This is a genomic window from Bacillus sp. sid0103 (assembly GCF_019219025.1).
Genome location: NZ_JAHUWN010000002.1, coordinates 1 through 26,281, shown reverse-complemented (window position 1 = coordinate 26,281; position 26,281 = coordinate 1). Strand labels below are relative to the sequence as shown.

The 26,281-nt window shown below is 38.0% G+C and carries 24 protein-coding genes, 1 rRNA gene and 1 pseudogene; 17 read left to right on the top strand and 9 right to left on the bottom strand.

Features of this window, described 5'->3' with window-relative positions:
* The first annotated feature begins 221 nt into the window (after positions 1 to 221).
* Together KW850_RS02295 and KW850_RS02290 are read left to right on the top strand one after the other, a co-directional pair.
* Positions 222 to 1,046, top strand: a complete 825-nt coding sequence (locus tag KW850_RS02295; protein ID WP_218345968.1) for a UTP--glucose-1-phosphate uridylyltransferase — start codon at positions 222 to 224, stop codon at positions 1,044 to 1,046.
* An 11-nt stretch (positions 1,047 to 1,057) separates the two neighbouring features.
* Positions 1,058 to 1,960 (top strand): UDP binding domain-containing protein, encoded by a 903-nt coding sequence (locus KW850_RS02290; RefSeq protein WP_308128747.1) that lies wholly within the window; start codon positions 1,058 to 1,060, stop codon positions 1,958 to 1,960.
* A 219-nt stretch (positions 1,961 to 2,179) separates the two neighbouring features.
* Here the strand turns inward: KW850_RS02290 and KW850_RS34190 are convergent, their stop codons facing one another.
* Entirely contained in the window at positions 2,180 to 2,365 is a 186-nt protein-coding gene (locus KW850_RS34190; protein WP_218345967.1) for a hypothetical protein, read from the bottom strand.
* 510 nt (positions 2,366 to 2,875) lie between these two features.
* Between KW850_RS34190 and galE (KW850_RS02280) the strand changes: the two genes are divergently transcribed.
* From galE (KW850_RS02280) to KW850_RS02260, 5 genes are all read left to right on the top strand, one after another.
* Positions 2,876 to 3,883, top strand: coding sequence for a UDP-glucose 4-epimerase GalE (galE, locus tag KW850_RS02280; protein ID WP_218345966.1), 1,008 nt, complete (start codon positions 2,876 to 2,878; stop codon positions 3,881 to 3,883).
* 316 nt (positions 3,884 to 4,199) lie between these two features.
* Positions 4,200 to 4,886 carry a galactosyltransferase-related protein gene (locus tag KW850_RS02275; RefSeq protein WP_218345965.1) on the top strand — a complete coding sequence of 229 codons (687 nt, stop codon included), beginning with the start codon at positions 4,200 to 4,202 and terminating at the stop codon, positions 4,884 to 4,886.
* Positions 4,887 to 4,973: 87 nt separating this feature from the next.
* Entirely contained in the window at positions 4,974 to 6,098 is a 1,125-nt protein-coding gene (locus KW850_RS02270) for an FAD-dependent oxidoreductase (protein ID WP_218345964.1), read from the top strand.
* Positions 6,095 to 6,994, top strand: a complete 900-nt coding sequence (locus KW850_RS02265; protein WP_218345963.1) for a glycosyltransferase — start codon at positions 6,095 to 6,097, stop codon at positions 6,992 to 6,994. Before KW850_RS02270 ends, KW850_RS02265 begins: the two co-directional genes overlap by 4 nt.
* A gap of 16 nt (positions 6,995 to 7,010) precedes the next feature.
* Positions 7,011 to 7,787, top strand: coding sequence for a Rossmann-fold NAD(P)-binding domain-containing protein (locus tag KW850_RS02260; protein ID WP_218345962.1), 777 nt, complete (start codon positions 7,011 to 7,013; stop codon positions 7,785 to 7,787).
* Positions 7,788 to 7,888: 101 nt separating this feature from the next.
* Here the strand turns inward: KW850_RS02260 and KW850_RS02255 are convergent, their stop codons facing one another.
* Positions 7,889 to 9,124, bottom strand: coding sequence for a glycosyltransferase family 4 protein (locus tag KW850_RS02255; protein WP_218345961.1), 1,236 nt, complete (start codon positions 9,122 to 9,124; stop codon positions 7,889 to 7,891).
* 12 nt (positions 9,125 to 9,136) lie between these two features.
* A complete protein-coding gene (locus tag KW850_RS02250; RefSeq protein WP_218345960.1) occupies positions 9,137 to 10,270 on the bottom strand; it encodes a glycosyltransferase family 61 protein in 1,134 nt (377 codons plus the stop codon).
* Between the two features lie 590 nt (positions 10,271 to 10,860).
* Here KW850_RS02250 and KW850_RS02245 point away from each other — a divergent pair.
* From KW850_RS02245 to galE (KW850_RS02235), 3 genes are all read left to right on the top strand, one after another.
* Positions 10,861 to 11,682 carry a UTP--glucose-1-phosphate uridylyltransferase gene (locus KW850_RS02245; protein ID WP_218345959.1) on the top strand — a complete coding sequence of 274 codons (822 nt, stop codon included), beginning with the start codon at positions 10,861 to 10,863 and terminating at the stop codon, positions 11,680 to 11,682.
* Positions 11,679 to 12,956, top strand: coding sequence for a UDP-glucose dehydrogenase family protein (locus KW850_RS02240; RefSeq protein ID WP_218345958.1), 1,278 nt, complete (start codon positions 11,679 to 11,681; stop codon positions 12,954 to 12,956). Before KW850_RS02245 ends, KW850_RS02240 begins: the two co-directional genes overlap by 4 nt.
* Positions 12,957 to 13,017: 61 nt before the next feature.
* Positions 13,018 to 14,007, top strand: a complete 990-nt coding sequence (gene galE / locus KW850_RS02235) for a UDP-glucose 4-epimerase GalE (RefSeq protein WP_218345957.1) — start codon at positions 13,018 to 13,020, stop codon at positions 14,005 to 14,007.
* Between the two features lie 25 nt (positions 14,008 to 14,032).
* Here galE (KW850_RS02235) and KW850_RS02230 read toward each other — a convergent pair whose 3' ends face one another.
* Positions 14,033 to 15,103: a glycosyltransferase family 61 protein gene (locus KW850_RS02230; RefSeq protein ID WP_308128746.1), complete on the bottom strand. Its 1,071-nt coding sequence runs from the start codon at positions 15,101 to 15,103 to the stop codon at positions 14,033 to 14,035.
* A 405-nt stretch (positions 15,104 to 15,508) separates the two neighbouring features.
* Here KW850_RS02230 and KW850_RS02225 point away from each other — a divergent pair.
* Positions 15,509 to 15,631 (top strand): annotated as a pseudogene (locus KW850_RS02225) (winged helix-turn-helix domain-containing protein); the annotation flags it as partial.
* Positions 15,632 to 16,019: 388 nt separating this feature from the next.
* On the opposite strand, the gene KW850_RS02220 reads toward KW850_RS02225, so the two are convergent.
* Together KW850_RS02220 and KW850_RS02215 are read right to left on the bottom strand one after the other, a co-directional pair.
* The gene (locus tag KW850_RS02220; RefSeq protein ID WP_218345954.1) at positions 16,020 to 16,757 is read right to left on the bottom strand and encodes a GT-D fold domain-containing protein; all 738 of its coding nucleotides are present in this window, start codon (positions 16,755 to 16,757) and stop codon (positions 16,020 to 16,022) included.
* A 29-nt stretch (positions 16,758 to 16,786) separates the two neighbouring features.
* Positions 16,787 to 17,761, bottom strand: coding sequence for a glycosyltransferase family 2 protein (locus KW850_RS02215; protein ID WP_218345953.1), 975 nt, complete (start codon positions 17,759 to 17,761; stop codon positions 16,787 to 16,789).
* Between the two features lie 461 nt (positions 17,762 to 18,222).
* Here KW850_RS02215 and KW850_RS02210 point away from each other — a divergent pair, with 461 nt between their 5' ends.
* Both KW850_RS02210 and KW850_RS02205 read left to right on the top strand, forming a co-directional pair.
* Entirely contained in the window at positions 18,223 to 18,483 is a 261-nt protein-coding gene (locus KW850_RS02210) for a hypothetical protein (RefSeq protein WP_218345952.1), read from the top strand.
* A gap of 27 nt (positions 18,484 to 18,510) precedes the next feature.
* Positions 18,511 to 20,253, top strand: coding sequence for a GT-D fold domain-containing protein (locus tag KW850_RS02205; RefSeq protein WP_218345951.1), 1,743 nt, complete (start codon positions 18,511 to 18,513; stop codon positions 20,251 to 20,253).
* Between the two features lie 110 nt (positions 20,254 to 20,363).
* Here the strand turns inward: KW850_RS02205 and KW850_RS02200 are convergent, their stop codons facing one another.
* A complete protein-coding gene (locus KW850_RS02200) occupies positions 20,364 to 21,335 on the bottom strand; it encodes an NAD-dependent epimerase/dehydratase family protein (protein ID WP_218345950.1) in 972 nt (323 codons plus the stop codon).
* 75 nt (positions 21,336 to 21,410) lie between these two features.
* Here KW850_RS02200 and KW850_RS02195 point away from each other — a divergent pair, with 75 nt between their 5' ends.
* Together KW850_RS02195 and KW850_RS02190 are read left to right on the top strand one after the other, a co-directional pair.
* The gene (locus tag KW850_RS02195; protein ID WP_218345949.1) at positions 21,411 to 22,106 is read left to right on the top strand and encodes a glycosyltransferase family 2 protein; all 696 of its coding nucleotides are present in this window, start codon (positions 21,411 to 21,413) and stop codon (positions 22,104 to 22,106) included.
* The gene (locus KW850_RS02190; protein ID WP_218345948.1) at positions 22,103 to 22,795 is read left to right on the top strand and encodes a glycosyltransferase; all 693 of its coding nucleotides are present in this window, start codon (positions 22,103 to 22,105) and stop codon (positions 22,793 to 22,795) included. Before KW850_RS02195 ends, KW850_RS02190 begins: the two co-directional genes overlap by 4 nt.
* Positions 22,796 to 22,842: 47 nt before the next feature.
* On the opposite strand, the gene KW850_RS02185 is transcribed toward KW850_RS02190, so the two are convergent.
* Positions 22,843 to 23,121, bottom strand: coding sequence for a hypothetical protein (locus KW850_RS02185; protein ID WP_218345947.1), 279 nt, complete (start codon positions 23,119 to 23,121; stop codon positions 22,843 to 22,845).
* A gap of 203 nt (positions 23,122 to 23,324) precedes the next feature.
* Here KW850_RS02185 and KW850_RS02180 point away from each other — a divergent pair, with 203 nt between their 5' ends.
* A complete protein-coding gene (locus tag KW850_RS02180; protein WP_218345946.1) occupies positions 23,325 to 24,017 on the top strand; it encodes a YheC/YheD family protein in 693 nt (230 codons plus the stop codon).
* 218 nt (positions 24,018 to 24,235) lie between these two features.
* On the opposite strand, the gene KW850_RS02175 is transcribed toward KW850_RS02180, so the two are convergent.
* A complete protein-coding gene (locus KW850_RS02175; protein WP_218345945.1) occupies positions 24,236 to 24,853 on the bottom strand; it encodes a LysE family translocator in 618 nt (205 codons plus the stop codon).
* Positions 24,854 to 25,253: 400 nt separating this feature from the next.
* On the opposite strand from KW850_RS02175, the gene KW850_RS02170 reads away from it, so the two are divergent.
* A 16S ribosomal RNA gene (locus KW850_RS02170) occupies positions 25,254 to 26,281 on the top strand; the annotation flags it as partial.

Genomic DNA, 26,281 nt, shown 5'->3' with positions numbered 1-26,281 from the left:
GTAGAAATTTTATGATTCGGCTCCATTTTAGGTAGCCGGATTTTTTCGTTTTTAGATATTAAAAAACTTATCAAACTTTTGATAAGTTTTTTGCTGAAACGCCGCCTAACATCGCCACCCCCTCGTCCAAATACCCATTTTATTGCCCTTTCTGATTTGGACAATCTTCCTCCCAATACTTCAAGGAATAGATTAATACTAATTCGTAAGGAGGGAAGTATATGGTAAGAAAGGCAATTATTCCTGCGGCTGGATACGGAACAAGAACCTTACCGATCACAAAGGTTTTGCCGAAAGAGATGCTGCCAATATGCGGCAGACCAGCGATCGATTATTTAGTTGAGGAAGCGATCAATTCAGGAATTGAGCAAATTTTAATCATCGTGGCACGCTCAAAGAATATGATTCTGGATTACTACGACCGTTCAGTGGAATTAGAAACTTACCTAGAAGAAAAGGATAAGAAGCATTTATTACAAGAAATCACCCTGCCAGATGTGCATTTTCAGTATGTGAGGCAGTCCTATGCACGCGGCTTAGGGGATGCTATCCTTCTTGGTAAGCATTTTGTTGGGAATGAGCCTTTTGCTGTCATGCTTCCTGATGAGATTATTCTCTCGGAAAAAAAAGAACCGTTAAAGCAATTAATTGATATGTTTACGGAATACACGGGAAATGTTGTTGGCGTGAAAAAAATGGAATCTTCCTTATTAAAGAACTATGGAGTGATTCAACCAGAACCATTAAGAGAGCATGAATATACTATTAAAGACATTGTGGAAAAGCCCCAGGAATCCCCGCCATCCGATTTGGCAGTGATTGGACGCTATATTTTTGAATCAACCATCTTTCAATACCTTAAAAACTTAAAGCCAGGAGTTGGAAACGAAATTCAATTAACGGATGCGATTAAAGAGATGGCAAAAGACTATACTAGCTATGGTTTGGAAATTGAAGGAAGAAGGTTTGATATTGCCAAAACGTCAGAATATGTAGATCTTATCAATTATATTTGTGGGCCAAGACCAAGGGGGGAACAGCGGTAGTGAAAATCTAAATTGTCGGTACATGTTATGTTGGGACGACAACCGGTCTTGACCTTGATGAGTGCAAAATCCTGACTTTGCAAGCTGGTAAACTACATATCTATGAACCTGGACTTGAGGACCTCATAAAAAATCATATCCAAGCCAAAAATATTATTTTTACAAGAGAAACCGAAACGGCTATAAATGAGAATGATCAAGACTACCACTGTACAATCGTCGAAACGTACCCAAAAGCCTTTGAAATGATCAAGTATGCGGCCAATTCTTTCCTCGCTTCGAAAATTTCCTATATAAATGAATTAGCCAGGGTTTGTGAAAAACTTTCCATTAACGTGAATGATGTATCAAACGGAATTGGGCTCGATTACCGGATTGGCGCCCATTTCTTAAAAGCCGGAATGGGCTATGAAGGCTCCTGTTTTTCGAAGGATGTGAAAGCTTTAATTCAAACGGCTATAGAACATGGAAATCCCTTATCTATTCTTGAAGCGGTATTTAAAGTCATTGCCGAACAGTCTGTTTATTTTTTTAAAAAAATCAAACAGGCACTCGGTAGTAATTTGAAAAATAAGAGGATTGCCGTCCTCGGTTTATCCTTTAAAGAGAACATGGATGATATGCAATCGCCAGGTCTGATTCTGATTGATAAATTAATAGAAGAACGGCCAAATATTAGGGCTCATAATTCGATTGTAAAATTAACAGCCCGCCAATTCCAAACTGTCGAAGAAACTGTAGCGGATGCTGATGCCGTTATCCTCTGTACGGTCTGGGAGAATTACCGGAATTTGCATTGGGAGAGCTTGAAGCTTTTAATGAATAAACCGTTTATATTTGACGGGAAAAATAGTATTGATAAAGAGAAGGGGGAGAAACTAGGGTTCCATTACTTGAGAGTTTCCAATCACTAAAAAAAAGCATCGGTATTCTCTTTTTTATATTGTTAGAATTTATATCATTGGACTTTGAGAATTGTCCAGCTCAAACGCCAATGACTAGTGGCATCCTATTTTTGACTTTAAAGGACAAGCTGTAAGCCAAGGCCGATATAAATCGTTCCTACCACTTTTCCCTGCAATGCGCGAACCTGCTTTTCTTATTTGAAAAAATTTTTCCACCAATCGAGCTTGTCAAAAATGCGAAAAATTGTCGTGTACAAAATACTCATTAGCACGAACGTTAGACCAAGCACCAACCAATAATTGAAAGACGACTAGCGCCACATCAATACGGACGAACTGCGGCAAAAAGGCTAAGAAAAAAAGAGCCGTTTTTGGGTTGAGCAATTCAATTAACAAAGCCTGACGAAAGGACACAGGGTTACTCTTTTTCGCAACAACGGAATCTTCAGCTTGCTTTTCGTTTTTACAGCTCCCTTACTTCTGCAGCTTTCTTTCTTTGTCGAGGTCTTGACCCGCAGGTATGCAGGAAATGAATGAACCGGCCCAACTAGCTCTTTTTTTTCTTAACAAATTTAATTGTTCCTCCAGTCTTGTCGGCATGCTGCGGTCGTCACCATCATGAATAGCAATCTACTTTCCATTTGCTTGACAGATTCCGATAGTTAAAGCATTTGCGGACCCTTGTTTTTTTTACCTTTAAGCGGTCATCGGTATAGGAATCTAAGATATCCGACCACCAAAAAATGAATCTTGTGGTGGCTGAAGGAAACTGAAATTCACTTGATTTCCAATGTGTTAAAGCTTTTACAAAGGAAAACGAACATGGATTTATGGGAATGATTATCAGGATCATTTGCTGAAACAACAAATATTTAAAGGGATAAATTACAAGTGGTTGTATAAAACAAAGGAAGTGAATAAAAGATGATTTTAGTTACAGGTGGAGCCGATTATATTGGCAGTCATGTAGTCCGGGATCTTGCTGATAAAGGGTATTCGGTTTTAGTGTTAGATAATTTATCAACCGGACATCTAGAGGCTGTTGATAAAAGGGCAACATTTATTTTCGGTGATGTGAGAGATTCGATTCTACTCGAAAATATATTTAAAACCTTTTCCGTTGAATCGGTTATGCATTTTGCGGGAAGTTGTCTCGTAGGTGAATCAGTACGTGATCCTCTCAAATACTATCAAGATAATGTTGCAAATACCGTTAATTTGCTTCAAAAAATGATTGAACACAATATAACGAACTTTATCTTTTCCTCGACATTCGCAACATATGGAATTCCTCACGAAGCAATAATTCATGAAAAAATGCCGACTAACCCCATTAATCCTTATGGGAAATCAAAATTAATGATTGAAACAATTTTAAACAGTATCTCAAAAAGCCATGAATTTCATTATATTGCCCTCCGTTATTTTAATGTAGCCGGAGCCCATATTTCTGGTGAAATAGGGGAAGACCATGAACCTGAAACGCATTTAATACCCAATATTTTAAGACATTTACAAGGGAAAATCCCCGAAATCGAAATTCTCGGTAATGATTATGAGACTCCAGATGGCACATGCATTCGCGACTATATACACGTAACAGATTTATCAGCCGGTCATATCCTTGCATTGGAGTATTTACTGCAAAACCAGGAAAAAAAGATAGCAGAAATCTTCAATTTAGGGACTGAAAAAGGTGTTTCTGTTTTAGAAATGATTAAACTATGTGAGCAAATTACCGGGGCTGAGGCCACAGTCAAAATTAAACCACGAAGACCGGGCGATCCTCCTCAATTAGTGGCCACATCACAAAAGATAAAGAATGAACTAGGCTGGGCACCAAAATATGATATAAAAACGACGATTGAAACAGCATGGAATTGGCATCAACAGCATCCTAAGGGGTACCATCAAAAAAACTATCCACGATAAAGTGGATAGTTTTTTTAGATTCTTATATTTCTCAAGAAAGCTGTAAACTTTGGTAGGTTAATGGTAATGTTATCTACTGATTTCTACTTTAATAAAACCAAATAACTTTAGCCCGTCTATCAAGGATTCGTGTTAAGTCTGCCGCATTATTCTTCAAATATAGATCGCCCCTAAAAACCTTGTTTCTTATATGTATGCTTCTTTATTGAAAATATTGGTCATAAACCCAAATAATAGAAAATAGTCACAGACTGTACAGCCTTTTAATAAAATATCTTATGTGATGGGTAGGAATAAGTGATAAGGAGAAATGGCAATGAAAAATATATCTATTCTCATACCTTATAAACCTGATAACGGTCCAAGAGATATTACTTTTAACTGGATAAAAAAATATTACGAAGCTTCCATGACGGAGGCTGAATTATGTATTGGTGGTTTAGCATCAGGTGGTCTTTTTAATAGATCTCAAGCATTTAATACTGCTGCCAAAAATGCGACAAGGGAAATTCTCGTTCTAGCAGACGGTGATGTTATTTATAACCCGGCAATTATAGATGAAGCTGTTAAGTTATTAGACAATTATCCATGGGTTATTCCTTTTCGGGGTGTGGTTAATTTATCACCGGATAATACAAACAGATTGCTGGAGACAGAACCAAACTGGCCGCTAAATACTTATTTAGATGATTACTATATTGATAATTATTATGAACGCTTCGCTGGAAAACTGATGGTTATGAGGCGTAAGACTTTCATAGCTGCTGGCGGTTATGATGAAAGGTTTGTTGGTTGGGGCGGTGACGACGACGCTTTTGTACATGCTTTGGAAACACTATGTGGAACATATATAAAACTAGAAAATGAGGTCATTCACTTATGGCATCCGAGAACGGACTGGAGTAACGCTCCGAACCCTGATGCTAATAGGAATCTATTGGGGAGATATATTCAGGCAAGTGGGAATAAGGAGGCCATGTTAAAGCTTATAAATGAACGTTAGAACTTTATAAATCTAAAAACTTTTCAAACAAGAAAAGTGAAATAATGCTGTAGTCAGGCACTAAATATGAATATAAGGGGAGAATAAATGAGCACCAAGAAATTTGATTATGTCATATTTGGCGCAGGAATATTTGGAATGTATGCTGCCATTTTATTGGCTAAAAAGAACCTTCATGTAGCCTTAATCGATATTGAAGAATCTCCTTTTAAAAGGGCCAGTTATGTTAATCAAGCAAGGATTCATAAAGGATATCATTACCCAAGAAGTATATCTACAGCTTTAAGATCTTCTATTAACTACAAAAGGTTTTGTAACGATTTTTCATTTGCGGTAAATAATAAGTTTACAAAGATTTATGGGATATCCAAAAATCATTCTTTAGTAAGTCCAAACCAATTTGAAAAGTTCTGTGATTATATTGATATTCCTTTAAAGAGTATAGACCCCGGTCTCCATTTTAATAAAAACCGAGTGGAAGCCGCTTTTGAAACAGATGAATTTTCATTTGATGCGGACAAGATAAGAAATTGGCTTATAGAACAACTACAACACTTAAAGAATGTATCCATTTTTTTAAAATTGAACTTAATTGCGGTAGAGATTATCCATAACCAGTATAAACTTTCGTTTAATGATGATACTTCTATCACAACCCCTGCCGTCATTAATGCCACCTATGCTTCCACGAATAGTATTTTGGATAAATTCAACTTATCTCCGATTCCACTAAAATATGAATTATGCGAGATGATCCTTGTTCAGCCCAATCGTTTTCTAGAAAATGTTGGGTTAACCATCATGGATGGACCTTTTCTTTCCTTGATGCCTTTTGGATTAACGGGCTTTCATTCCTTATCCTCCGTCAATTACACACCGCATTGTCCTTCCAATGAACCATTGCCTACATTTAAGTGCCAGGATTTCCGAAAAGATTGTACCCCTTCTGACTTGAAAAATTGTAATGATTGCCCTGTTCGGCCTTTGAGTGCCTGGTCATATATGAAACAGCAGGCAAAAATATATTTTAATGAACAAATTGACTTTTCTTTTGAACAATCCTTGTTTGCTGTTAAAACCATCACCTCCAGTTCTGAGGTTGATGATGCAAGACCTACGCTTATCCAAACCAATAGTGAAACCCCATTTTTCATGACCGTCCTATCGGGTAAGGTAAATACCATCTATGATTTAGAGGAGGTGCTGGAATGATTCAAACCTTCGTTTCTTTTGCTGTTTATATTGGTGATGAAGATAGGAGTTTAATTTCACCTTTTTTAAGGACAATCACTTCCTATGTAAAACAAACCTTTGCGAATTATGAGATCATCCTAGTTAATGATTCAATAGATGAAAGGACTCAGTCTTTAATAGAAAGAGAAGCTAGTAATCTTAACAGCCATTTTATTATTTTGGATTTAGCTTACCGACATGGATTGGAACATGGAATGGTTGCAGGATTAGAAAAAGCCATGGGGGATTATGTTTTTGAAGTTGACTCTGTTCACTGGAATTATCCATATACTTTACTTGAGGATATGTTAAAGCGAGCAAAATCAGGCTATGATATCGTCTGTGCACAATCAAAGGAAAAAAGTCTATTGCGCTCTGTTTCTAATATGTTGGTTGACAGACTTATTCATTTTCCGAAAAACTTACCAAGCGGAACGGTAAAAGTCATTTCAAGAAGGGCAATTAATTACATTCTGTCCTTTATAGAAAGTAAAAAGATTAATAAAATTCTTTTTAGAAATTCCTTGTACACCTTGACGGGTTATCCGTTTTCGGCCATCACGTATACCCCAATAAACAATAAAAAAATGCCTCATCTTAGTAAAGGTGGTATTTTAAATGCTCTTTATTTTAAATTACTCTATTTTAAATTTAGATATTTTTTATTTGCTCTGTGCCTATTCCTTATACCGTTCGTTTACTTTACTGTAACGTACGGTTCTGATTTATTTATTATTTTGGGCTTTTTATTGTTCCTGTTTATTAATATTATGTATATTTCCTTACTGTTACGGAATCAATATCAATCTACCTATCAAATAAAACAGATTAAAGTCTATAAAGAAAAAGATCAAATCTTTCATATTAAGCAATGACAAAGGATGTGATATTTTGGTTAGGGGATTGATTGGCTACACAGGATTAGTAGGCGGGATCCTTTCAGGGAAAATGCAATTCGATACTCTATATAACTCTAAAAATATAACAGATATTCAAGGCGAAAAATTTGACTATCTCATATGCGCGGGTGCCCCGGGTCTAAAATGGAAAGCAAATCAGGATCCAGAAAAGGATCTTCAAAATATAAAATATTTGATAGCAAATCTGCAGTCTATTAAAGCAGATAAGTTTATTTTAATTTCCACATTCGATGTGTACCATAATCCGCTAGAAGTTGATGAAGCATCCACTGTTTCAATGGAAGGTTTACATCCATATGGAAAGCACAGGAGGTACCTTGAGGAATTTGTGGAGGATAAATTTGATCAGCATTTAATTGTCCGGTTACCAGCATTGTTTGGGAGAGGTCTGAAGAAAAACTTTATATATGATCTCATTCATCATCACTGTCTGCATTGGACTCATAAAGATAGCACCTATCAATTTTATAATTTAGAAAATCTTTCAAAGGACATTAGGACTGCGGAAGAAAATCAAATTAAATTACTGAACATTTCAACTGAACCCCTTTCTGCCCAATTCGTAGCAAAGGAATGCCTTAATATGGATTTTCAAAATATAACCGAAAGGGCATCTATAACTTATAACGTAAAAAGTAAATATTTTTCCGTTTTTAGTGGAGCGAATGGATACCTATATTCAAAGGAAGATGTTCTAGCAGCTCTAAAAGAGTTTATCCATCAAGAAAGATTGAAAATAACTCCTTGAGTGAATCTGTATCCTTAAGCGGTGATGAAACTCACTGACAAGAATGTGAAAGGCGCATGAATTTATTCATGCGCATCTAATATTGAAAGAATATTAATCTTTTAAGAATGATAGAGATTTAAATATTCATTAGCTTCATCCTGAACGGTTGTAATCTTCTCATTTTTTAAATTGTCCTTTATTACATTTAACAGCTCTGGTTCTTTCTTCAGCTTTCTAATTACCTTTGCAAGGCCCTCTGAATCTCCTCTTGGAAAGGTAAACCCATTCCGGCCATGGTCAATTATTTCTGTAATGCCTCCAACATCCGAAGCGATTACTGGCACTCCACAAGCTAATGCTTCGTAAATGACAAACGGACAATTTTCATGCCAGATTGAAGGTACAATAAGTACGTCTACCTCACTAAAAATTTTCCCAACATCTTTTTCATCATATATGCCACAAAATTGAATATTGCTATTTTTCAGAGCTGCTTTTTTAAGTATATTATTATAGGATTCAACATTCCCAGAGCCATAGATTTTTAAATTAGCCTTCTTAACACGGGGATGTAAGAAGGCTTTTATTAAAACATGCACCCCTTTATGATAATTATGGCTTCCTGCATAGCAAAATGTTAATCTTTGGCCATTAGTATAAAGGGTTTCATTTCTAGTGAATTTTTCTGGATTAATTCCGTAATTAATAATTTTAATGTCCAATTCAGGAAATTCCTCTTGGAACATTCTTGCTAAAAAGATGGATGGGGCAATCACCTTTTTAGCGGATAATAGGAAATTTTTCGCTTGGTTGTACCGGTATTTGACAAATTCATTATCAATCTCTGGGCATAAGGTTTTGCAGGAATCCCCTTGTTTAGCCCCCGAGCAAGGAGCCCCCTTGCCTGACATAAAAATACCTTTAGGACACATAAAGAAGAAATCGGTAAGTGTAATAAAATAAGGGATGTTCATTTTCATCGCAACCGATAAAAATTCTCCCATCCGTATTAGATGGGCAACATGAACGATATCTGGCTGTTCTTTTTGAAAGATCATGTTTGCAAAGTCTGTTATATAGGAATCTTCTAAGGATTGATAAAGAATTTGAGGACCTGGATCGTTAATATGTTTAAAGGCAATAATAGGGATATCATTATATTGAAACTCCTTGTACATTATATTCCCATAAGTGTGTTCAAAATAGGAGTCGGGTTGGAAACTATAGGTAATTACTTTTACGTCATACCCGTTAGTCTTTACCTGTCCGGAAAGATTTAACAAGAAGTTTTCAGTACCTGTATATGTCTCCGGGAAGAATTGATGTATCAGATACAGAATTTTTATGATAACCATATCCTTTCATTTTCATTTACTTTTTTGAATATTTGCCAATTTAAATATTTGCATAAGCTCTGTCATATTAACCTGAATATGGTCATCACGAGCTATAGCTGAAGGAGGGTCTCCGCCCTTGCAAATAAGAGAGTAATAATCTTGTCCTCGATGATTACTAATTAGCCAAAATACTGGAGCAACATACTGCTCCGAATAGAATTCAATCACCTTTGTATTAGAACTGCTAAAAACTAAATTTGATAGTCCGGCACCATGTGGGGCCACAACAATTTTGGCTTCTCTAAATATAGCTGCCTGTTCTTCCAATGTTTTTGTGCTAAGTATTACTTTCTTGAAATTATATGGGGATAAGAACTCCAATACTTCAGTTTCGTTGATTACATTGCGAAATTGTGCATCTTCACGACTAATATAAACTCTTTCATATGTTCTCTTGGAATACATTTTATTTTCATTTGAATGAAATAAGTTTTTATTAAGAAAATCGGTGGCCCACTCTGGATATCCAGTTCTATGTGGGATAGACGTAACAATTACGTTTTTTGCTTTAAGATGCAGCCCTTCATGGGTTTCGATAATTTTTTCTTTAGGAATCCCTAAAGCCAGTAAAGATTCTAAATGTACTGGTGAAGTCATGGTGTTAACTACATACTTATCAATTTTATAGCCACTCTTTTTTAATAGATGAAAACGAGGTAATAAATCCATCATCCAGTGATAGAAACCTGGGCATCCAACAAACGAGACTACTGCAACTGTTTCATCTAAATATTTAATATCTGGTAATTTTTCCTGCATAAAAATAGAATGATTAGAGGGAATTTCATCATTCCATTCCATTGATACATCCCAAAGAAGTTTATTATTGGGACTAATTACGGATCCGTGGCTTCCCCATATTCGCCCTCCCGGAATTAATGCAACAAATTCTTTGGAAAATTTACTATAATATTCTGTATTAAAGCTTTGGTGCGGAATATCGTCAATTCCTTTTGGATGTTTCAAATTTAATTCATGTTCAGGATAAATAATTCGGTAATAATCATTGATCTTCTTTTTATCAGAAACGAACTCTTTCACCCAATCCCAAGTATTATTATAAACACCTAGAGGTGGATTTGTTTCTTGGTAAGGTTGATTCATGAAAGCACCTCATTGTTTTAAAATCGTTTTTTTATTTATAACGTGAAGAAAACACATGGTTACTCCACCCTAAAAAACTGAAAATGTTTAAACATATTAATAGATAGAGATATAGTTTATAAATGAATTATGAAGAGAATAAACAGACAGATAACTTAAAAATAAAAATCTAATTACAATATATGTATTTTATTCTTAGATAGTGCTTGAAAGAATAAATTATCCATTTGTACTTTATGCTTGAATATAATAAAAGGAAAAAGTCCGGTGTTGGGCTTTTTCTTTTTCTGTATTTATTGATAGTTAATTTCAGACCTTCCTCAAGCTAACGGGGATAATCGTGGAGGAGCCGTGTGCGATGACCCGCAAGTACGAATCTGTGAGAGGCGCATGTATATATCATGCGCCCACTCTATTTGTGGGTAACATGACTTAGTTCTCTGAATTCAGCTCCAGTCCATACACCGCTAAACGTGCGCTTTCGGTTTTTATATGACAACTCCCCATTTTCGCGCCCTTTTCTGTTGGACAACCTTCCCTTTCGTCCCTTTTAGAATAAATTAATACTAGTTCGCAAGGAGGGAAGAGACATGGTAAGAAAAGCAATAATTCCTGCAGCAGGGTATGGAACGAGAACCTTGCCGATTACGAAAGTATTGCCCAAAGAAATGTTGCCAATCTGTGGAAGGCCAGCGCTTGATTTTATCGTAGAAGAAGCCATAAATTCAGGAATTGAGCAAATATTAATTATCGTATCAAGATCAAAAAATATGATCCTGGATTATTATGACCGTTCGCTTGAGTTGGAGACTTATCTAGAAGTAAAAGATAAGAAGCATTTATTAAAGGAAATCACCCTTCCAGATGTCCATTTTCAGTATGTTCGCCAGTCCTATGCACGCGGTTTAGGGGATGCGATTCTCCTAGGCAAGCATTTTGTCGGGAATGAGCCGTTTGCGGTCCTGCTCCCAGATGAAATTATTCTTCACAACGATAAGCAACCCTTAAAACAGTTAATTGATATGTTTACAGAATATAAGGGAAATATCATTGGCGTAAAAAAATTGGACCCAGCTGAGTTGAAAAACTATGGGGTAATCCAACCAAAACCCTTAAAAGACAAAGAGTATTTGATTAAAGACATTGTTGAAAAGCCGCAAGAATCGCCACCATCAGATCTAGCTGTGATTGGCCGATATATTTTTGAACCAACCATTTTCAACTATCTTGAAACTTTGAAACCGGGTGTAGGGGGAGAGATTCAATTAACGGATGCCATTAAAGCGATGGGGAAAGATTATACAAGCTATGGGTTGGAGATTGAAGGATCGTGCTTTGATATCGCCAAAACGTCAGAGTATGTAGAGCTGATTAATTATATTTGTGGACCGAGGGGGAAACAACAGCCATGAACATCTTAATTGTCGGTACAGGTTATGTGGGAACAACCACAGGGCTTATTTTTTGCGAGTATGGACACAAGGTAACCGGACTTGACCTTGATGAGCGTAAAATCCAAGCTTTGCAGGCAGGCAACCTGCATTTCTATGAGCCAGGCCTTGAAGACCTCTTAAAAAAGCATACCCAAGCCAGTAATATTACTTTTACAAATGACACGGAAACCGCAATGAAAGAGAATGATGTGATTTTCATTTGCGTCGGTACCCCGCAGGGACCGGATGGCAGCGCAGACCTGACCTTTGTAGAAAATGTCGCCCAATCGATTGGTCAGTACATCAATCAATACAAGGTGATCGTAACAAAAAGCACCGTACCGGTCGGGACCACAGCGCTAGTAACAAGAGTCATCAAAGAAAATCAAACGGCCCACATTCCATTTGATGTCGTCTCAAATCCCGAGTTCCTTCGTGAGGGTTCCGCCCTACACGATGCACTTAATCCCGATCGAATCGTCATCGGCACAACAAGTAAAACAGCCAAAACCATCATGAGAGAATTATATAAAGACTTCCACTGCCCAATCGTCGAAACCCCCCCAACAGCCTCTGAAATGATTAAGTATGCAGCCAATTCTTTTCTCGCATTAAAAATTTCCTATATCAATGAGTTAGCAAGGGTATGTGACAAACTTTCCATCAATGTGAAAGACGTCTCAAACGGAATCGGGCTGGACCACCGGATTAACCCGCATTTCTTAAATGCGGGGATGGGTTACGGCGGCTCATGTTTCCCGAAAGATGTCAATGCGCTCATCCACATAGCTAATCAACAAGGAACACCCTTATCGATTCTTGAGGCTGTAGTTAAGGTCAACGCGGAACAGCCTGTTTATTTTATTGAAAAAATAAAGCAGGCACTCGGCGGTGAGATACAAAATAAAACGATTGCCGTGCTCGGGTTATCCTTTAAGGCAAATACAGATGATACGAGGGAGTCTCCTAGTTTCATTTTGATTGATCGATTATTAAAAGAACAAGCGATTGTGAAGTCGCATGATCCAATGGTGGAGAGTGGCGCCCCTCACCAATTTATGACCATTGAAGAAACGGTCGCGGGTGCAGATGCGCTTGTGATTGCCACGGACTGGGATGATTATAAGAAACTCAATTGGGAGAGTATAAAGCGGTTAATGAGGCACCACTATATTTTTGACGGGAGAAATATAATTAATAAGGACCAAGTGAAGAAATTAGGATTTTATTATTTTGGAATTTCTAATCACTAAAAAAGAGCATTACCGCATGCTCTTTTTGCTCTGACTTAAAATTAAAGGAAGTGAAATCACAATGATTTTGGTTACAGGTGGGGCTGGTTATATTGGCAGCCATGTTGTCAGGGATCTTACCGATCGGGGTTATTCCGTTTTAGTTTTAGATAATCTATCGACTGGCCACAAAGAGGCCGTCGATAAACGGGCAGCATTTATTCATGGGGATGTGGGCGATTCTAAGGTACTTGAACATATTTTTACAGCTTACTCAATTGAAGCCGTCATGCATTTTGCAGCCAGCTGCCTTGTTGGTGAATCGGTTATCCATCCACTTAAATACTATCAAAATAACGTGGCTGTGACACTTTGCTTACTGCAAAAAATGATTGACCACCACATTAAAAATTTCATCTTTTCCTCCACATGTGCAACCTATGGGATACCGGATCAATCAACCATCCATGAAAAACTGCCGACGAACCCGATTAACCCTTATGGAAAGTCTAAACTAATGATAGAAACCATGTTAAATAGTCTTTCAGATAGCCATGATTTCAATTATATTGCCCTTCGTTATTTTAATGTAGCTGGAGCACATCCAACTGTTGAAATAGGGGAAGACCATGATCCGGAAACTCACTTAATTCCAAATATATTAAGGCATTTACAAGGGAAGTCGCCATATATTGAGATTTTTGGAAATGATTACGGGACTCCAGATGGCACGTGCATTCGCGATTATCTTCACGTAACGGATTTGTCGGCTGGCCATATTTTAGCATTAGAATTTTTACTACAGAATCAAGGGCAAAAAACTGCGGACATTTTCAATTTAGGAAATGAACGCGGTGTTTCCGTTTTAGAAATGATCCACCTCTGTGAGCAAGTGGCCGATTCCACGGCTACTGTGAAAATTCAACCACGGCGAAAGGGCGACCCTCCGCAATTAGTCGCATCATCGCAAAAAATTCAAACCGCTCTAGGCTGGGCACCAAGATATGATATAAAAACAACCATTGAAACGGCGTGGAACTGGCATCAGCAGCATCCGAATGGATATAAATAACTATCCACTGTGATCAAGTGGATAGTTATTGAAGTTTTAAATTTCTTAAGTAGGCAGCAAACTTGCGTGGGGTAATGGTGATGTTATCTAATCCAGTCCACCCTCGATTTTCCTGAACACGATTGCCACCAGCATAATGTCCAATAAAATAATGATGATTCAAGTTTCCAAAAGAACAGATGGCCCAATAAAGGGGAGTAATATAGGTTGGGGAGAAAATTTCTATCACTTTTGTCCCCGGCCTGCAAAAGGTCAAATTTACTAAGCCTGCACCATGGGCGCCAATAATGACTTCAGCAGATGAAAAAAGCTGGACTTGTTCGGCGACTGAAAGGGATTCAGCCTCAACTTTAATAAAACCATATGGCTTTAATATATCCCATAGTTCAGCCTCATTCGTGATGATTCGAGACCATTTTCTACTAATGTAGATTCGCTTTTTTTCTGGGGTGTTTATGTGATTATCGCTTAGAAAGGTCTTTCTTAAAAAATCATAGCCCCACTTGGTTGCAAACGATGGCTGGGATGCAACTACCAACTGGTCAGCTTGAATATGGAACCCCTCGTAGGTCTTTATTAATTGCTCATCTGCTATGCTAAGACGGTGTAAGGTTTCCGATTGAAAAGGTACATAGTCAGGTTCAGACTTTATAATATAGCGTTCCACAGGCAGGCCGCTCTCCCGAAGTAAATGAACGCGGGGTAACACTTCATACATCCAATGATAATAGTTTCTGCCCACTACATGTGTGAGGTCTGCTATTTGTTCGTATTGATGTGAAATAGGGGGGAAGGTTTCTACTTTAAAAATGGAATGATTGGAGCGTGGATGGACAAATTCTAACGAAGCATCCCAGATTAGACGGTTATCTGGGGTTATAATCGCTCCATTTAGCCCAAATACGCGTCCGCCTGGAATCACTCCGACAGACCCACCTTCTAATTTAATTGGGTAGCGAGCTGGAGGACGTTTCATACGTCTTGAAAAAGAAGTTTCAGGGTAAATTTCCTTAAAGACTACACCCTGAGAAACTGATTCGACGTTTGCTTCAACCCAATCCTTTACGGTGTTATAGATACCATCAGGCGGTAGCACTGTACTCAAAAAATCGTCTCCAATTCATAATAATATTCATCCGCTATTCGATAATTTCTTGCATAATAATTAAACCGATTTTATGTAATTACGGTTTTTAAAGGACCTTTTTTATATATTGTCTAAGAGCTCTGGTTTAGATGTCACATGAAATGATTATCGAAATACATGTCCAGAATGAAACTTACAATAGTTCGTTGTCTTCTTATGGTTCTGCTTTCTTTATTTTATACTCTTGAATTGTTTCCTCTAGAACGATTTTAATGTTACTAAATGCTCCCACCACCAGTAATGCTTTTACTTTCTTAATCAATGGCCGTCTACGAAAACCCAATCTTTTTACAGAATTAATGAATTAAAGGAGAATAATCACACAAAAAAACACCTAATTCAAGATGGGAGGACGAAAGATTAGTGGATGACAACACCCTAACGGTCAATATGACAAGGCATCGCAAGAAGCTGTCGAAATTGGACAAACCCGACTATATCGGCACCGTCAAGGGAGAAGGGTATGTCATAAGATGAGTTTTCTTAACTATTTGGACGATAAACGACTCTTCATTTCTTTCTATGTCGTATTTATGATTTTTATTTCACTGATGATTTCCGCGATATCCTGGGACAATTATGCGCCGAACATTGTTTATGTAAATATCGGCGGTCTTTTCATATCCGCCGTTTATCTTGTTGCGCCTGGATAAGATTGACCGGTTTGTGGAGCAGGCGCTCTACTATTCCCGGATTGATTCCTTCTCGAAGGACTATCTCATTCAAGAGGTATCCCTGAATGGCTGGGGATACATGCTCACAGGTAAGCATAAGAATAATTGTAAACACTTGAAAAAGTTTTCAATAGCCCCTCCCTATTCCTTACATATAAAAACCGTTTCATAGAAATGCCTTTTGAGTATCCCTAGTTATTTTTATTCTTCCACTGTTCAAATAATTTATTAAAATCAAAACTTTCCCCATCAATTACCATATCGAGCGCATGCCCGAAATCAATAGCAATACGCCTAGTAGATTTAGCTAACATTGGTGTTAAGATAGTTGCTGGTATACCTGCAGCTAGTAAGGCAATATCCCAATCATTATTATTTACTAAAGATTTATATACTTCCTCTATATACTGCATTCCTTCTAATGGCAAAGCAATAGTTACATTCACATAATTTTTTTGAAAATAAGGTATAGCTTCTTGTGCACGTCTACCGATAAGAGCTACTTTTTTATTGTAAAGGAGTTCCCAAAACTTCTGTTCCTCTATCATGTCATGCGTTACCCAAACTGAACATATTTTTTTAGGGATATAGTTTAAGTGATGAAATAAGCTTTTAGTACTCTCATACCAAAATGCTCCTTTATTTTGATCATCCTGTCTAACAAATCCTGCTATATTTGTTGTTTTCATAGATTTTAATATTCTTTTGGCTGTATGTTCAGCAGACCCAGTAAAACCATTATATATTCTAAAATCATCCATCATATTAAATAACTTGCGATTAAGTTTCCAACTTAAACAAGAAACTTCCGCATGTGAAAATCGAGTCAATGAAAATTCTTTCTTATCATTTATCGCTTCCTCTAAAAGATTAAGTACTTCATGAGTACTTAAAAATGTATGTTGATAATTATGACAACTACATGACATAGAATTACCCCCCTGCTAAATATTTTTTATTACATATCTCCACTATAAAATTCGAAAATATTGCGATTATATTCCATTCCACAATTTTGTAGTGAAGTAATCAATTCCCTCTTATAGGGTGCATTACCTAATAAAATTACTCCATCTAATCTCCTGCTTTTAAACCACGACTTGAGCCGTCGAATATAACTTCTTTCCGCCCTATAAATCATTAATGTAATTTCAATTGAGGATTTTGACTGCTCTACAAATAATTCACAGCCTTCTTTACTTCCAATTACAACGAATTTTGGGGATAGTTGCCGGTCTTTATAAATTGTATTTCTAACATAATTTGAAAATGAGTAAAATAATTCTTTCACTGTTTCATACTCATTTTTATTGGATAGAGATTCGCTATATCTTCGATAGTGATAAAGCACCTCAGGAACATTTTCTATTGGTCCTAAGGTAATAAGTCTAGTCCAGAGATCATAGTCATAAGCAATTCTTAAGCTAGCATCATATTTTCCTGCTGTTATATATGCACTTTTTGAAAACATTACACTTCCATGAGTTAATGGACAACCATGATATAAAACAGAAGCAATCTGGGAAGACGTTCTAAACCAGTTTCTTCCTGCCTCGAATTGATTGTCACCTGGGATACACTTAATCCAAGAGCCTAACGCAACTAGCTCAGGATGTTCTAAAAGATGACTAACTTGTCTTTCTAGACGGTTAGGTACACTTATATCATCCGCATCATGAATAGCAATCCAGCCTCCTTTTGCATGATCAATACCTATGTTAAGCGCCTCGGCTGCCCCTTGATTACTAGGAAGATGTATAATTTGCACTCTTTCATCTGTAATATTGTCTAAAATCTTTGGAGTATTATCTGTTGAAGCATCATTAACTATAATCAGTTCGTAGTGCTCATATGTTTGTAAAAGAATACTATCAATCGCTTCTTGTATAAATTTTTCGCCATTATAGACGGCCATTACAACAGATACAAACATTGAATACCTCTCCTCACCTTAATTTCAATTATTTAAAGGTCTTCTCCGCTATTCTTATTAGTCTATGATTCAACTAAAATAAATGAACGGGCTTTTATTGATAAAAGTTCAACTTTAATTTCCCAGTCCCTTAGTTCTCTACGATTAATATATCGTTGAACATTCATATTGACATGAGGAGCAAAATTTCCCTTAAAGAATTCACATTTATTTCGGGACGCCATTTAAATGATATTTGGCTCTTCTCCTTGGAGATAGCCCTTATTCCGACAAATGGCGTCTGGTATACCCATTGTGGCAGCAAATAATAATTCTTTACCTAACGCAATAGAATTACCATGACTAAGAGAGTGAGGAAGAACACGGTAGTAATATAAGACTTTAGGTATCTTTTCAAATGGAGCAATTTCAAACAGGCGGAACCATAGGTCGCGGTCATACACTAAAAAGGGAAGCCTGTTGTGGTTGTTCATGGAACTGAAGCAGGATGTATTGCCTTTGAGAAAATTATGAAGGAGGAAGGCATCTTTCATACCCGAATTTATCTTATGATAAATGGAATAAAAGATATGAATAAATCCCACCGACTTTACAAGCAAGGTAAGATAGATGCGTTTATCATTCTTTCTAATGCCCCGGCTGGAAATCAATTGATAAACTACCTTTCAGAAAAGGGGCTAAAATTAAATAACGATTATTTTACCTTATGGTCTGCCTTGTAAATTTCCATTAAGAGGAGTGATAAGAAATTGGAGATCAATGACCAGATAAATTATGAAAAACGCATGCTGAATCTTGAGGATGTATTAATGTTTATAGACGATGCCCTTCAAAAGGGAAAGCCACTTTCAATTGGCCGTTATAGACATATTGAGATAGCATACATTGGTTGGAATCTTTTTCCTGAATGGAGTATTTTATTAGAACCCTACAGTGCATATTCAGGGGCCACCGAGTCGATGACGACGATTAAAAATGAATTAGAAAAAGCATTTAGGAGAACGGATATTGTAGGTCTTCATGCTTCTTGGGGCCAAGCATGGGAAGATAAGGAGACCGCTAAACTGACAGGTCGGCTTCTACACACTTTAGACTTTAAGCCTGAGAAAATTTGCCCTGCTTTTATAACGCATGACATGATTAAGAATATGCAATTCTGGACGATGTTAAAAGAAAGGAAAATAGCTTTGGTGGGAAGACGTGCTGCTGAAGCAGCATCGCTTTTAATAAAGGAAGGCTATAATATAACGTATACAAGGGTACTTGAGGGTTTTGAGCAAATTGAAGAAGCTTATCAGGACCTAGCATCAAGGGATTGGGATATTGCCCTTGTAGCAGCTGGAATTCCCGCTACCGTTCTAGCTCCACGGCTGGCAAATCATACAAATAGAGTAGTTATAGACTTTGGTCATGCTTTAGATAAGATTATTGATGGTGAAAATTTTAATTATGAAAAGATATTAAAGGATTGGAAGGCTGGTATGAGCAGGAACGGACTTGTGTCAATGGTGATGGCCGTCCATAACGGGGAAAGGTTTTTGGAAGAAGCGCTCAATAATACCCTTGCCCAATCTTATTCAAACTTAGAAATTATCATTGTAAATGATGGCTCCGGCGATTCAACAAAACAAATTTTAGATCGAATACAAGACGACAGGGTTAAGGTGATTCATCTAGAGAAGAACCAAGGTGCGGCCAATGCTTTAAATTTAGGTATTAGAGAGGCAAAGGGCGAATGGATTGCTATTCAGGATGCGGATGATAATAGCTATCCCTCTAGGATTGAAGAACAAGTAAAATATATACAAGAACATCCCCAATTGGTTGGAGTGGGCACGCTGATAAAATGTATTTCTGGGGATGCTGATATTCCTGATTCTGTATATGAAGGATTGACCACGAGTAGAAACAGCCATATCACAAGGGATGAAATTAGAAACATTATTTACTGGGGCTGCCCTTTGACACACAGTTCTGTTATGTTCTCAAAAGATGTTTTCTGGAAAGTAGGGGGATACGATCCTCAATTCAAAATTGCTTATGACTATGATCTATGGCTAAAATTACTGGAGAAAGGCGAAATGGAAAAGGTTAGGAATGTTTTATTGGACTATAGAATTCATAAAGGCTCCCTTTCGAATAAAGATGGTCAGGCCACTGTGAATGAAATACAGATAGCCTCTTCAAGAGCCATTTTTCGAGCTATCCATCAGGAAAAAGGACGTCTGCCAAAGGTTATTGTTATAGGTCCAGAAAGAGCCTGCAGAAATTATAAAGCAAGAATTTCCATAAAGAGTGGCATAAAGGTAGAAAAGTTAATCTATACAAACAAAAGTATGAAAATTTCCTCAGTAGCTAAAAAATTAAAGGGTGGTCAGGTGGATGCCATTGTGGTTCTGGATCATCCAAAAAAAGATTTTATCATACAGGAGTTAAGTCATTATGGTCTCCAAATAAATAAACATTTTTTCCTGTTATATAATATTTTGTAGAAAAATTAATAGCCGAAATGAAAAGATTGTAAATAACCCCTTGACTTCAAGGGGTTTCGTTTATGTGATGGTAGTAAGACCTGATTCTACACTGTTGCAATGATTACAAGCTAACTCTTGTCTTCTTGTATTTTAAGTTTTTCTTTATACTCCGCTATTGTTTCTTTCAACCCATCTTCCAATTTTTTAACAGGGGCCCAACCTAACAATTCTCTTGCTTTATCAATCACAGGCCGCCGCACTTTTGGATCATCCTCTGGAAGCGGGTGGAAGGTGATAAAGCTTTCAGAATCTGACAATTTTTTAACAAAATGGGCCAAATCCAAAATTGAGTGTTCAATGGGATTTCCTATATTGATAATTTCCCCATTGGCTTCATCTTTTTCCATTAACAACTTTAGTCCGTTGATTGTATCGGTCACATAACAAAACGACCGTGTTTGAGTTCCATCGCCATAAACTGTAATGTCCTCACCCTTTATCGCTTGCGTGACAAAGTTGGAGATTACTCGGCCATCATCGTTCGCCAGTCCAGCCGAATAGGTATTAAAAATCCGTGCAACCTTTACTTTTGTTTGATATTGCGTGTAGTACAAGTAGCAAAGTACTTCTCCTAAACGCTTCGCTTCATCGTAGCATGCACGTGGGCCCCATGTATTGACATTGCCTCTGTAGGTTTCTGGCTGCGGATGCACTTCGGGATCACCGTAGGCTTCACTTGTACTGGTATAAACCATTTTCGCATGATTCCTTTTGGCAAGTTCCAGCATATTTTTCGTGCCGATTGTATTCACATTAATCGTTTCAAATGGGCTGGCTTGATAATATTTTGGAGAGGCTGCCGAGGCAAGATGGTAAATTTCCTGAACGTTTAAAAAGTCAGGGTCGGCAAGTAATTTCCGCGAGCAGACATCCATCTCTTTAAAAATGAACCGATCTTCTGGAAGCCCCTTTATGTTCGTGATTTTTCCTGATAATAAATTATCTACGCCAACGACTGCGCATCCGGCTGTAAGTAAATCCTTTGCCAGGTGTGACCCCAGGAATCCCGCCACTCCCGAAATTAACACTTTCTTTTCCATGTTTCACCTCTATTTTTCAAGTCTCTTACATACTATGAAATAAATAAGAATTGGTTTGGGTAAGAGGTGGACATCTTGGTAACTGTTGTAACTAGTACGATAAGAGAAAGCATGCTTGAGCGTGTCATTGAGAATTTCATGAGACAAAACCTGCAGGAAAAAGAATTAATTATTATCTTAAACAAGAATGATCTGAAGCTAGAAAGTTTGGCATGGCCAAATATAAAAGTATTTCGATTGGATGAAGAGAAAACATTGGGGGAGTGCCTGAATTTTGGTGTCATGCAAGCCAGTTATGGGGTAATTGCTAAATTTGACGACGATGATTATTATTCACCTTCCTATTTGGACAACGCCCTTCGCTTGCTGAAGGAAACAGGTGCAGAAGTTATAGGGAAGGCAGGGATATTTGTATATTTTAAAAAGGATAAGCTATTAACGGTATTTCGTCCGAGGATGAACTCTTTCTTTTTGAAAAATAAAAGGGTGTTTCTGGCAGGTGGGTCGTTAGTTTTTAACAAGGAAGTACTCGAAAAAGTTCAGTTTAAGGCGTTGAATAGCGGCGAGGATGTGCAATTTCAAAAGGATTGTCTGGATCGGAAGATATCATTATATTCGGGGAGCGTTCATGATTATGTCTTGATCCGCTATCTGGAGGGTCATCAGCATTCCTGGCAGGTCCTTGATGAGACTTTTCAAAAACAATGCAAAAGGATTGCGGTGACGGACTCGTTTGAGGAGTATGTATGGGAAGGGGGCAGGACTTTATGATTTCAGTCGTTGCCTGCACGAATCGACAAGATTATTTACCAAACATTATTGAGAATTTTAGGAGACAATCTTTAATAGAAAAAGAGCTCATTATCATTGTTAATTCTTCGGAGATGGATGTGGATATAGAGGGGCATAAGATTCTTCAAATTCCAGCAGAGGTAAGTCTAGGAGAGTGCTTGAATAAGGGCGTTAGCTTAGCGAATTATGATTATGTAACAAAAATGGATGATGATGACTATTATGGTCCTGATTATCTAAAGGAAGTGAAAGATGCTCTTGTTCAAAAAGATGCAGATGTGGTTGGTAAGGGTAGCTTTTACATTTACTTCAAAAAAAATAATGAATTACGCTTGTATAATCCAAATCGAGAGAATCGATGGATATTGAACAATGGTCCGTATAACAGTTCCTATTTTTTAAGTGGGGCGACGCTCTCCTTTAAAAAGGATATTTTTAATATGGTAGCCTTTCCCGAAGTGAATGTTGGAGAGGACAGCGGCTTTCAGCTTCTATGTTATGAAAGCGGATTGAAAATGTATTCGTTATCGAAGGATCACTATGCCTATTTGCGTTACACTGACCCTCAGCATCATCATTCAGATGCAAAGGAGCCATTATTAAGAAGGCGAAGTCGTTTTATTGTCAACACGGCTTCGGTTGAAAAATACTTTAATATCAAAGGGTAAGGCAGTGGTCTAGTGCCACTGCCTTAAATTGGTTGTTGAATAATGGATCACCCACTGAGTAAATCAACGGAAAAGCTTTCGATATCCTTACAACGAATCACTGTCAACCGCTCATTTACAAAAGGTGATACCATAACTGGTTCAATAATTTTAACACAGCAGTCGCTCGTTACACGTTGTAACTCACCTGTAAAGAAATCTCCAGACTTTGTTCTAATGGTTACTTCGCTATGCTTGAACTTCTTTAAAATCCTGCATAAACAATCTTTCTTGCAGCTGCAATTTTTTTTACATTTACTTTTGCTTTTTTCCTTACGACACCCCACTCATACCCCTCCTTTCAAAAAAAGATTTACAAATTAATATATTCATTTAAACAATGAAGGTCAGGGTTTTCGGATTATTTTTTCGCCCATTTAATTCGTTGGATTAGAGAAAGTGCTATTTGGACAATTATCCAAACCTAATGACAAGCTATTGAATAGGATAGTATACGCAAGTCTTTGGAATGAAAGTGGGTGGGCTTAGCATGAGCTATTCATACGGAAAATGGACAAAGTATCACATGATGAAGGAAAATTCTACGCTTGTCGGCTACTTACCAAAAACGCTTATTTTAACAAATACAGCTTTTTGGGAGCTTTTAGAGGAGAAGGGGGCGGTCGTCATCAAACCTAGTGAAGGATCACAAGGTTATGGTGTTGTACTAGTCTCCAAGATTGGTGAATACAGATATGAGCTGCATAGCAATCGGAATAAGATTATTTGTGGGAAAAAGGATGTTGAGGAATTTTTGGATAAAGAGAAATACGGGCGGAAGCTGTATATTGTTCAACAGAAAATTCCCTTAGCCACGGTGGGTGACTGTCCCTTTGATTTACGCGTAATGGTAGAAAGGGAAAAGGACTCCATTGAATGGCGTGTAACAGGGAAACTCGCCAAAGTAGCGGAAAATGGCTATTTTATCACCAATATTGCAAAATCAATTCTCAGTGTGGATCAAGCATTAGAACAATCCAACATAACAGATATCGATGGGCCATTACTGCAAACAGAAATCGATAACATCGCTCTACTAACTGCATATGAACTTGGAGAATACTATCCAAACACCCACCTAATCGGCCTAGACATCGGTCTAACAAACAGCGGCGACGTCTACATCATCGAGGCAAACCTCAAACCCAGCCGAGCCATATTCAAAAGATTAGAAGAATCTTGAACATAGATGGGAAAAAAGTGTTAAAAAGAAGCGATGTTAAAAAGAAGCGATGTTAAAAAGAAGTGATGTTAAAAAGAAGTGGGTGTCAGGCACCGCAAATGGACAAATTATCAATTTGTCCATCTGTGGTGGACACTAGGGTTAGAGTGTAATTTAATACATAAAGAAAAGCGATACAACGGCGGTATCGCTTTTTCTGTTACATTTCATATTCAGTTTTATTTTTGATTTTGAAGTACGAGCTGCAACCCTAATCCTATATAGATAGAGCCCACAAGTTTCCCTTGCCAGCGTCCAAGCCTGCTATTCTTGTTTGAGAAAAGCCTTTCGCCTATAGAGCTAGTTAGGAATGCAAGCAGGGTGGTGTACAAGATGCTCATTAACACAAAGGTGAGCCCCAGAGTAAGTAATTGAATGAAAACTGGGGTTCCGTTGTTGTGAACGAACTGCGGTAAGAAGGCAAGGAAGAAAAGAGCAGTTTTTGGATTGAGTAGTTCAATTAATAAGGCCTGACGAAACGATGTGATAGAGCTGCTCTTTTTCATGGCCGGTTGATCTTGTTTTTTGGACTTTTCAAGGATTGACTTAATCCCTAAAAAGATCAAATAAGCAGCGCCTAGATATTTTACAATTTCAAAGGCGAGGGCCGAAGTCATTAGAATGGCTGAAAGGCCTAATACAGCGGCAATCGTATGGATTAAATCCCCCACCGCAATCCCAATGCCGGTGATGATGCCAGATTTCCTTCCGCCCTGAGCAGTTTTAGAAATGGTTAGTAAAACAGCTGGACCTGGAATGAGAAACAATACAATAACAACTAATATAAATGACAGCATTTTTCTGCACCCCTTTAAACGAATAAAGTATACCTCATTCTATCATAATATATATAAAGATTTATAGTTAACACATCCATATGAAGTAAGTTTTATAAAAATTTTAGTTGCCATATTAGATGCTAGGTGATAAGATATAAAAGTTGTCAGCGAGACACTTAATATTTGAAATTAGTTGTTGACAACATCATTTGGAAATGATAAACTATAAAAGTTGTCATCGAAACTATTAATCTTTTGAAAAAAGTTGTTGACAACGAATATAGAAAAATGATAAGCTATAAAAGTTGTTCCGTAAAATTGTTCTTTGAAAACTAAACAAACAAAATCGTGCAAACAAACAATAACTTTTAGCTTCAATTAAGAAGCTAAGCCAACGTAACAAATGAGCTAATCAACTTTCTTGGAGAGTTTGATCCTGGCTCAGGACGAACGCTGGCGGCGTGCCTAATACATGCAAGTCGAGCGAATCAATAGGAGCTTGCTCCTGTTGGTTAGCGGCGGACGGGTGAGTAACACGTGGGCAACCTGCCTGTAAGACTGGGATAACACCGGGAAACCGGTGCTAATACCGGATAATCCTTTTCCTCTCATGAGGAAAAGCTGAAAGTCGGTTTCGGCTGACACTTACAGATGGGCCCGCGGCGCATTAGCTAGTTGGTGAGGTAACGGCTCACCAAGGCGACGATGCGTAGCCGACCTGAGAGGGTGATCGGCCACACTGGGACTGAGACACGGCCCAGACTCCTACGGGAGGCAGCAGTAGGGAATCTTCCACAATGGACGAAAGTCTGATGGAGCAACGCCGCGTGAGCGATGAAGGCCTTCGGGTCGTAAAGCTCTGTTGTTAGGGAAGAACAAGTACCGGAGTAACTGCCGGTACCTTGACGGTACCTAACCAGAAAGCCACGGCTAACTACGTGCCAGCAGCCGCGGTAATACGTAGGTGGCAAGCGTTGTCCGGAATTATTGGGCGTAAAGCGCGCGCAGGCGGTCCTTTAAGTCTGATGTGAAAGCCCACGGCTCAACCGTGGAGGGTCATTGGAAACTGGGGGACTTGAGTGCAGAAGAGGAAAGCGGAATTCCACGTGTAGCGGTGAAATGCGTAGAGATGTGGAGGAACACCAGTGGCGAAGGCGGCTTTCTGGTCTGTAACTGACGCTGAGGCGCGAAAGCGTGGGGAGCAAACAGGATTAGATACCCTGGTAGTCCACGCCGTAAACGATGAGTGCTAAGTGTTAGAGGGTTTCCGCCCTTTAGTGCTGCAGCTAACGCATTAAGCACTCCGCCTGGGGAGTACGGCCGCAAGGCTGAAACTCAAAGGAATTGACGGGGGCCCGCACAAGCGGTGGAGCATGTGGTTTAATTCGAAGCAACGCGAAGAACCTTACCAGGTCTTGACATCCTCTGACACTCCTAGAGATAGGA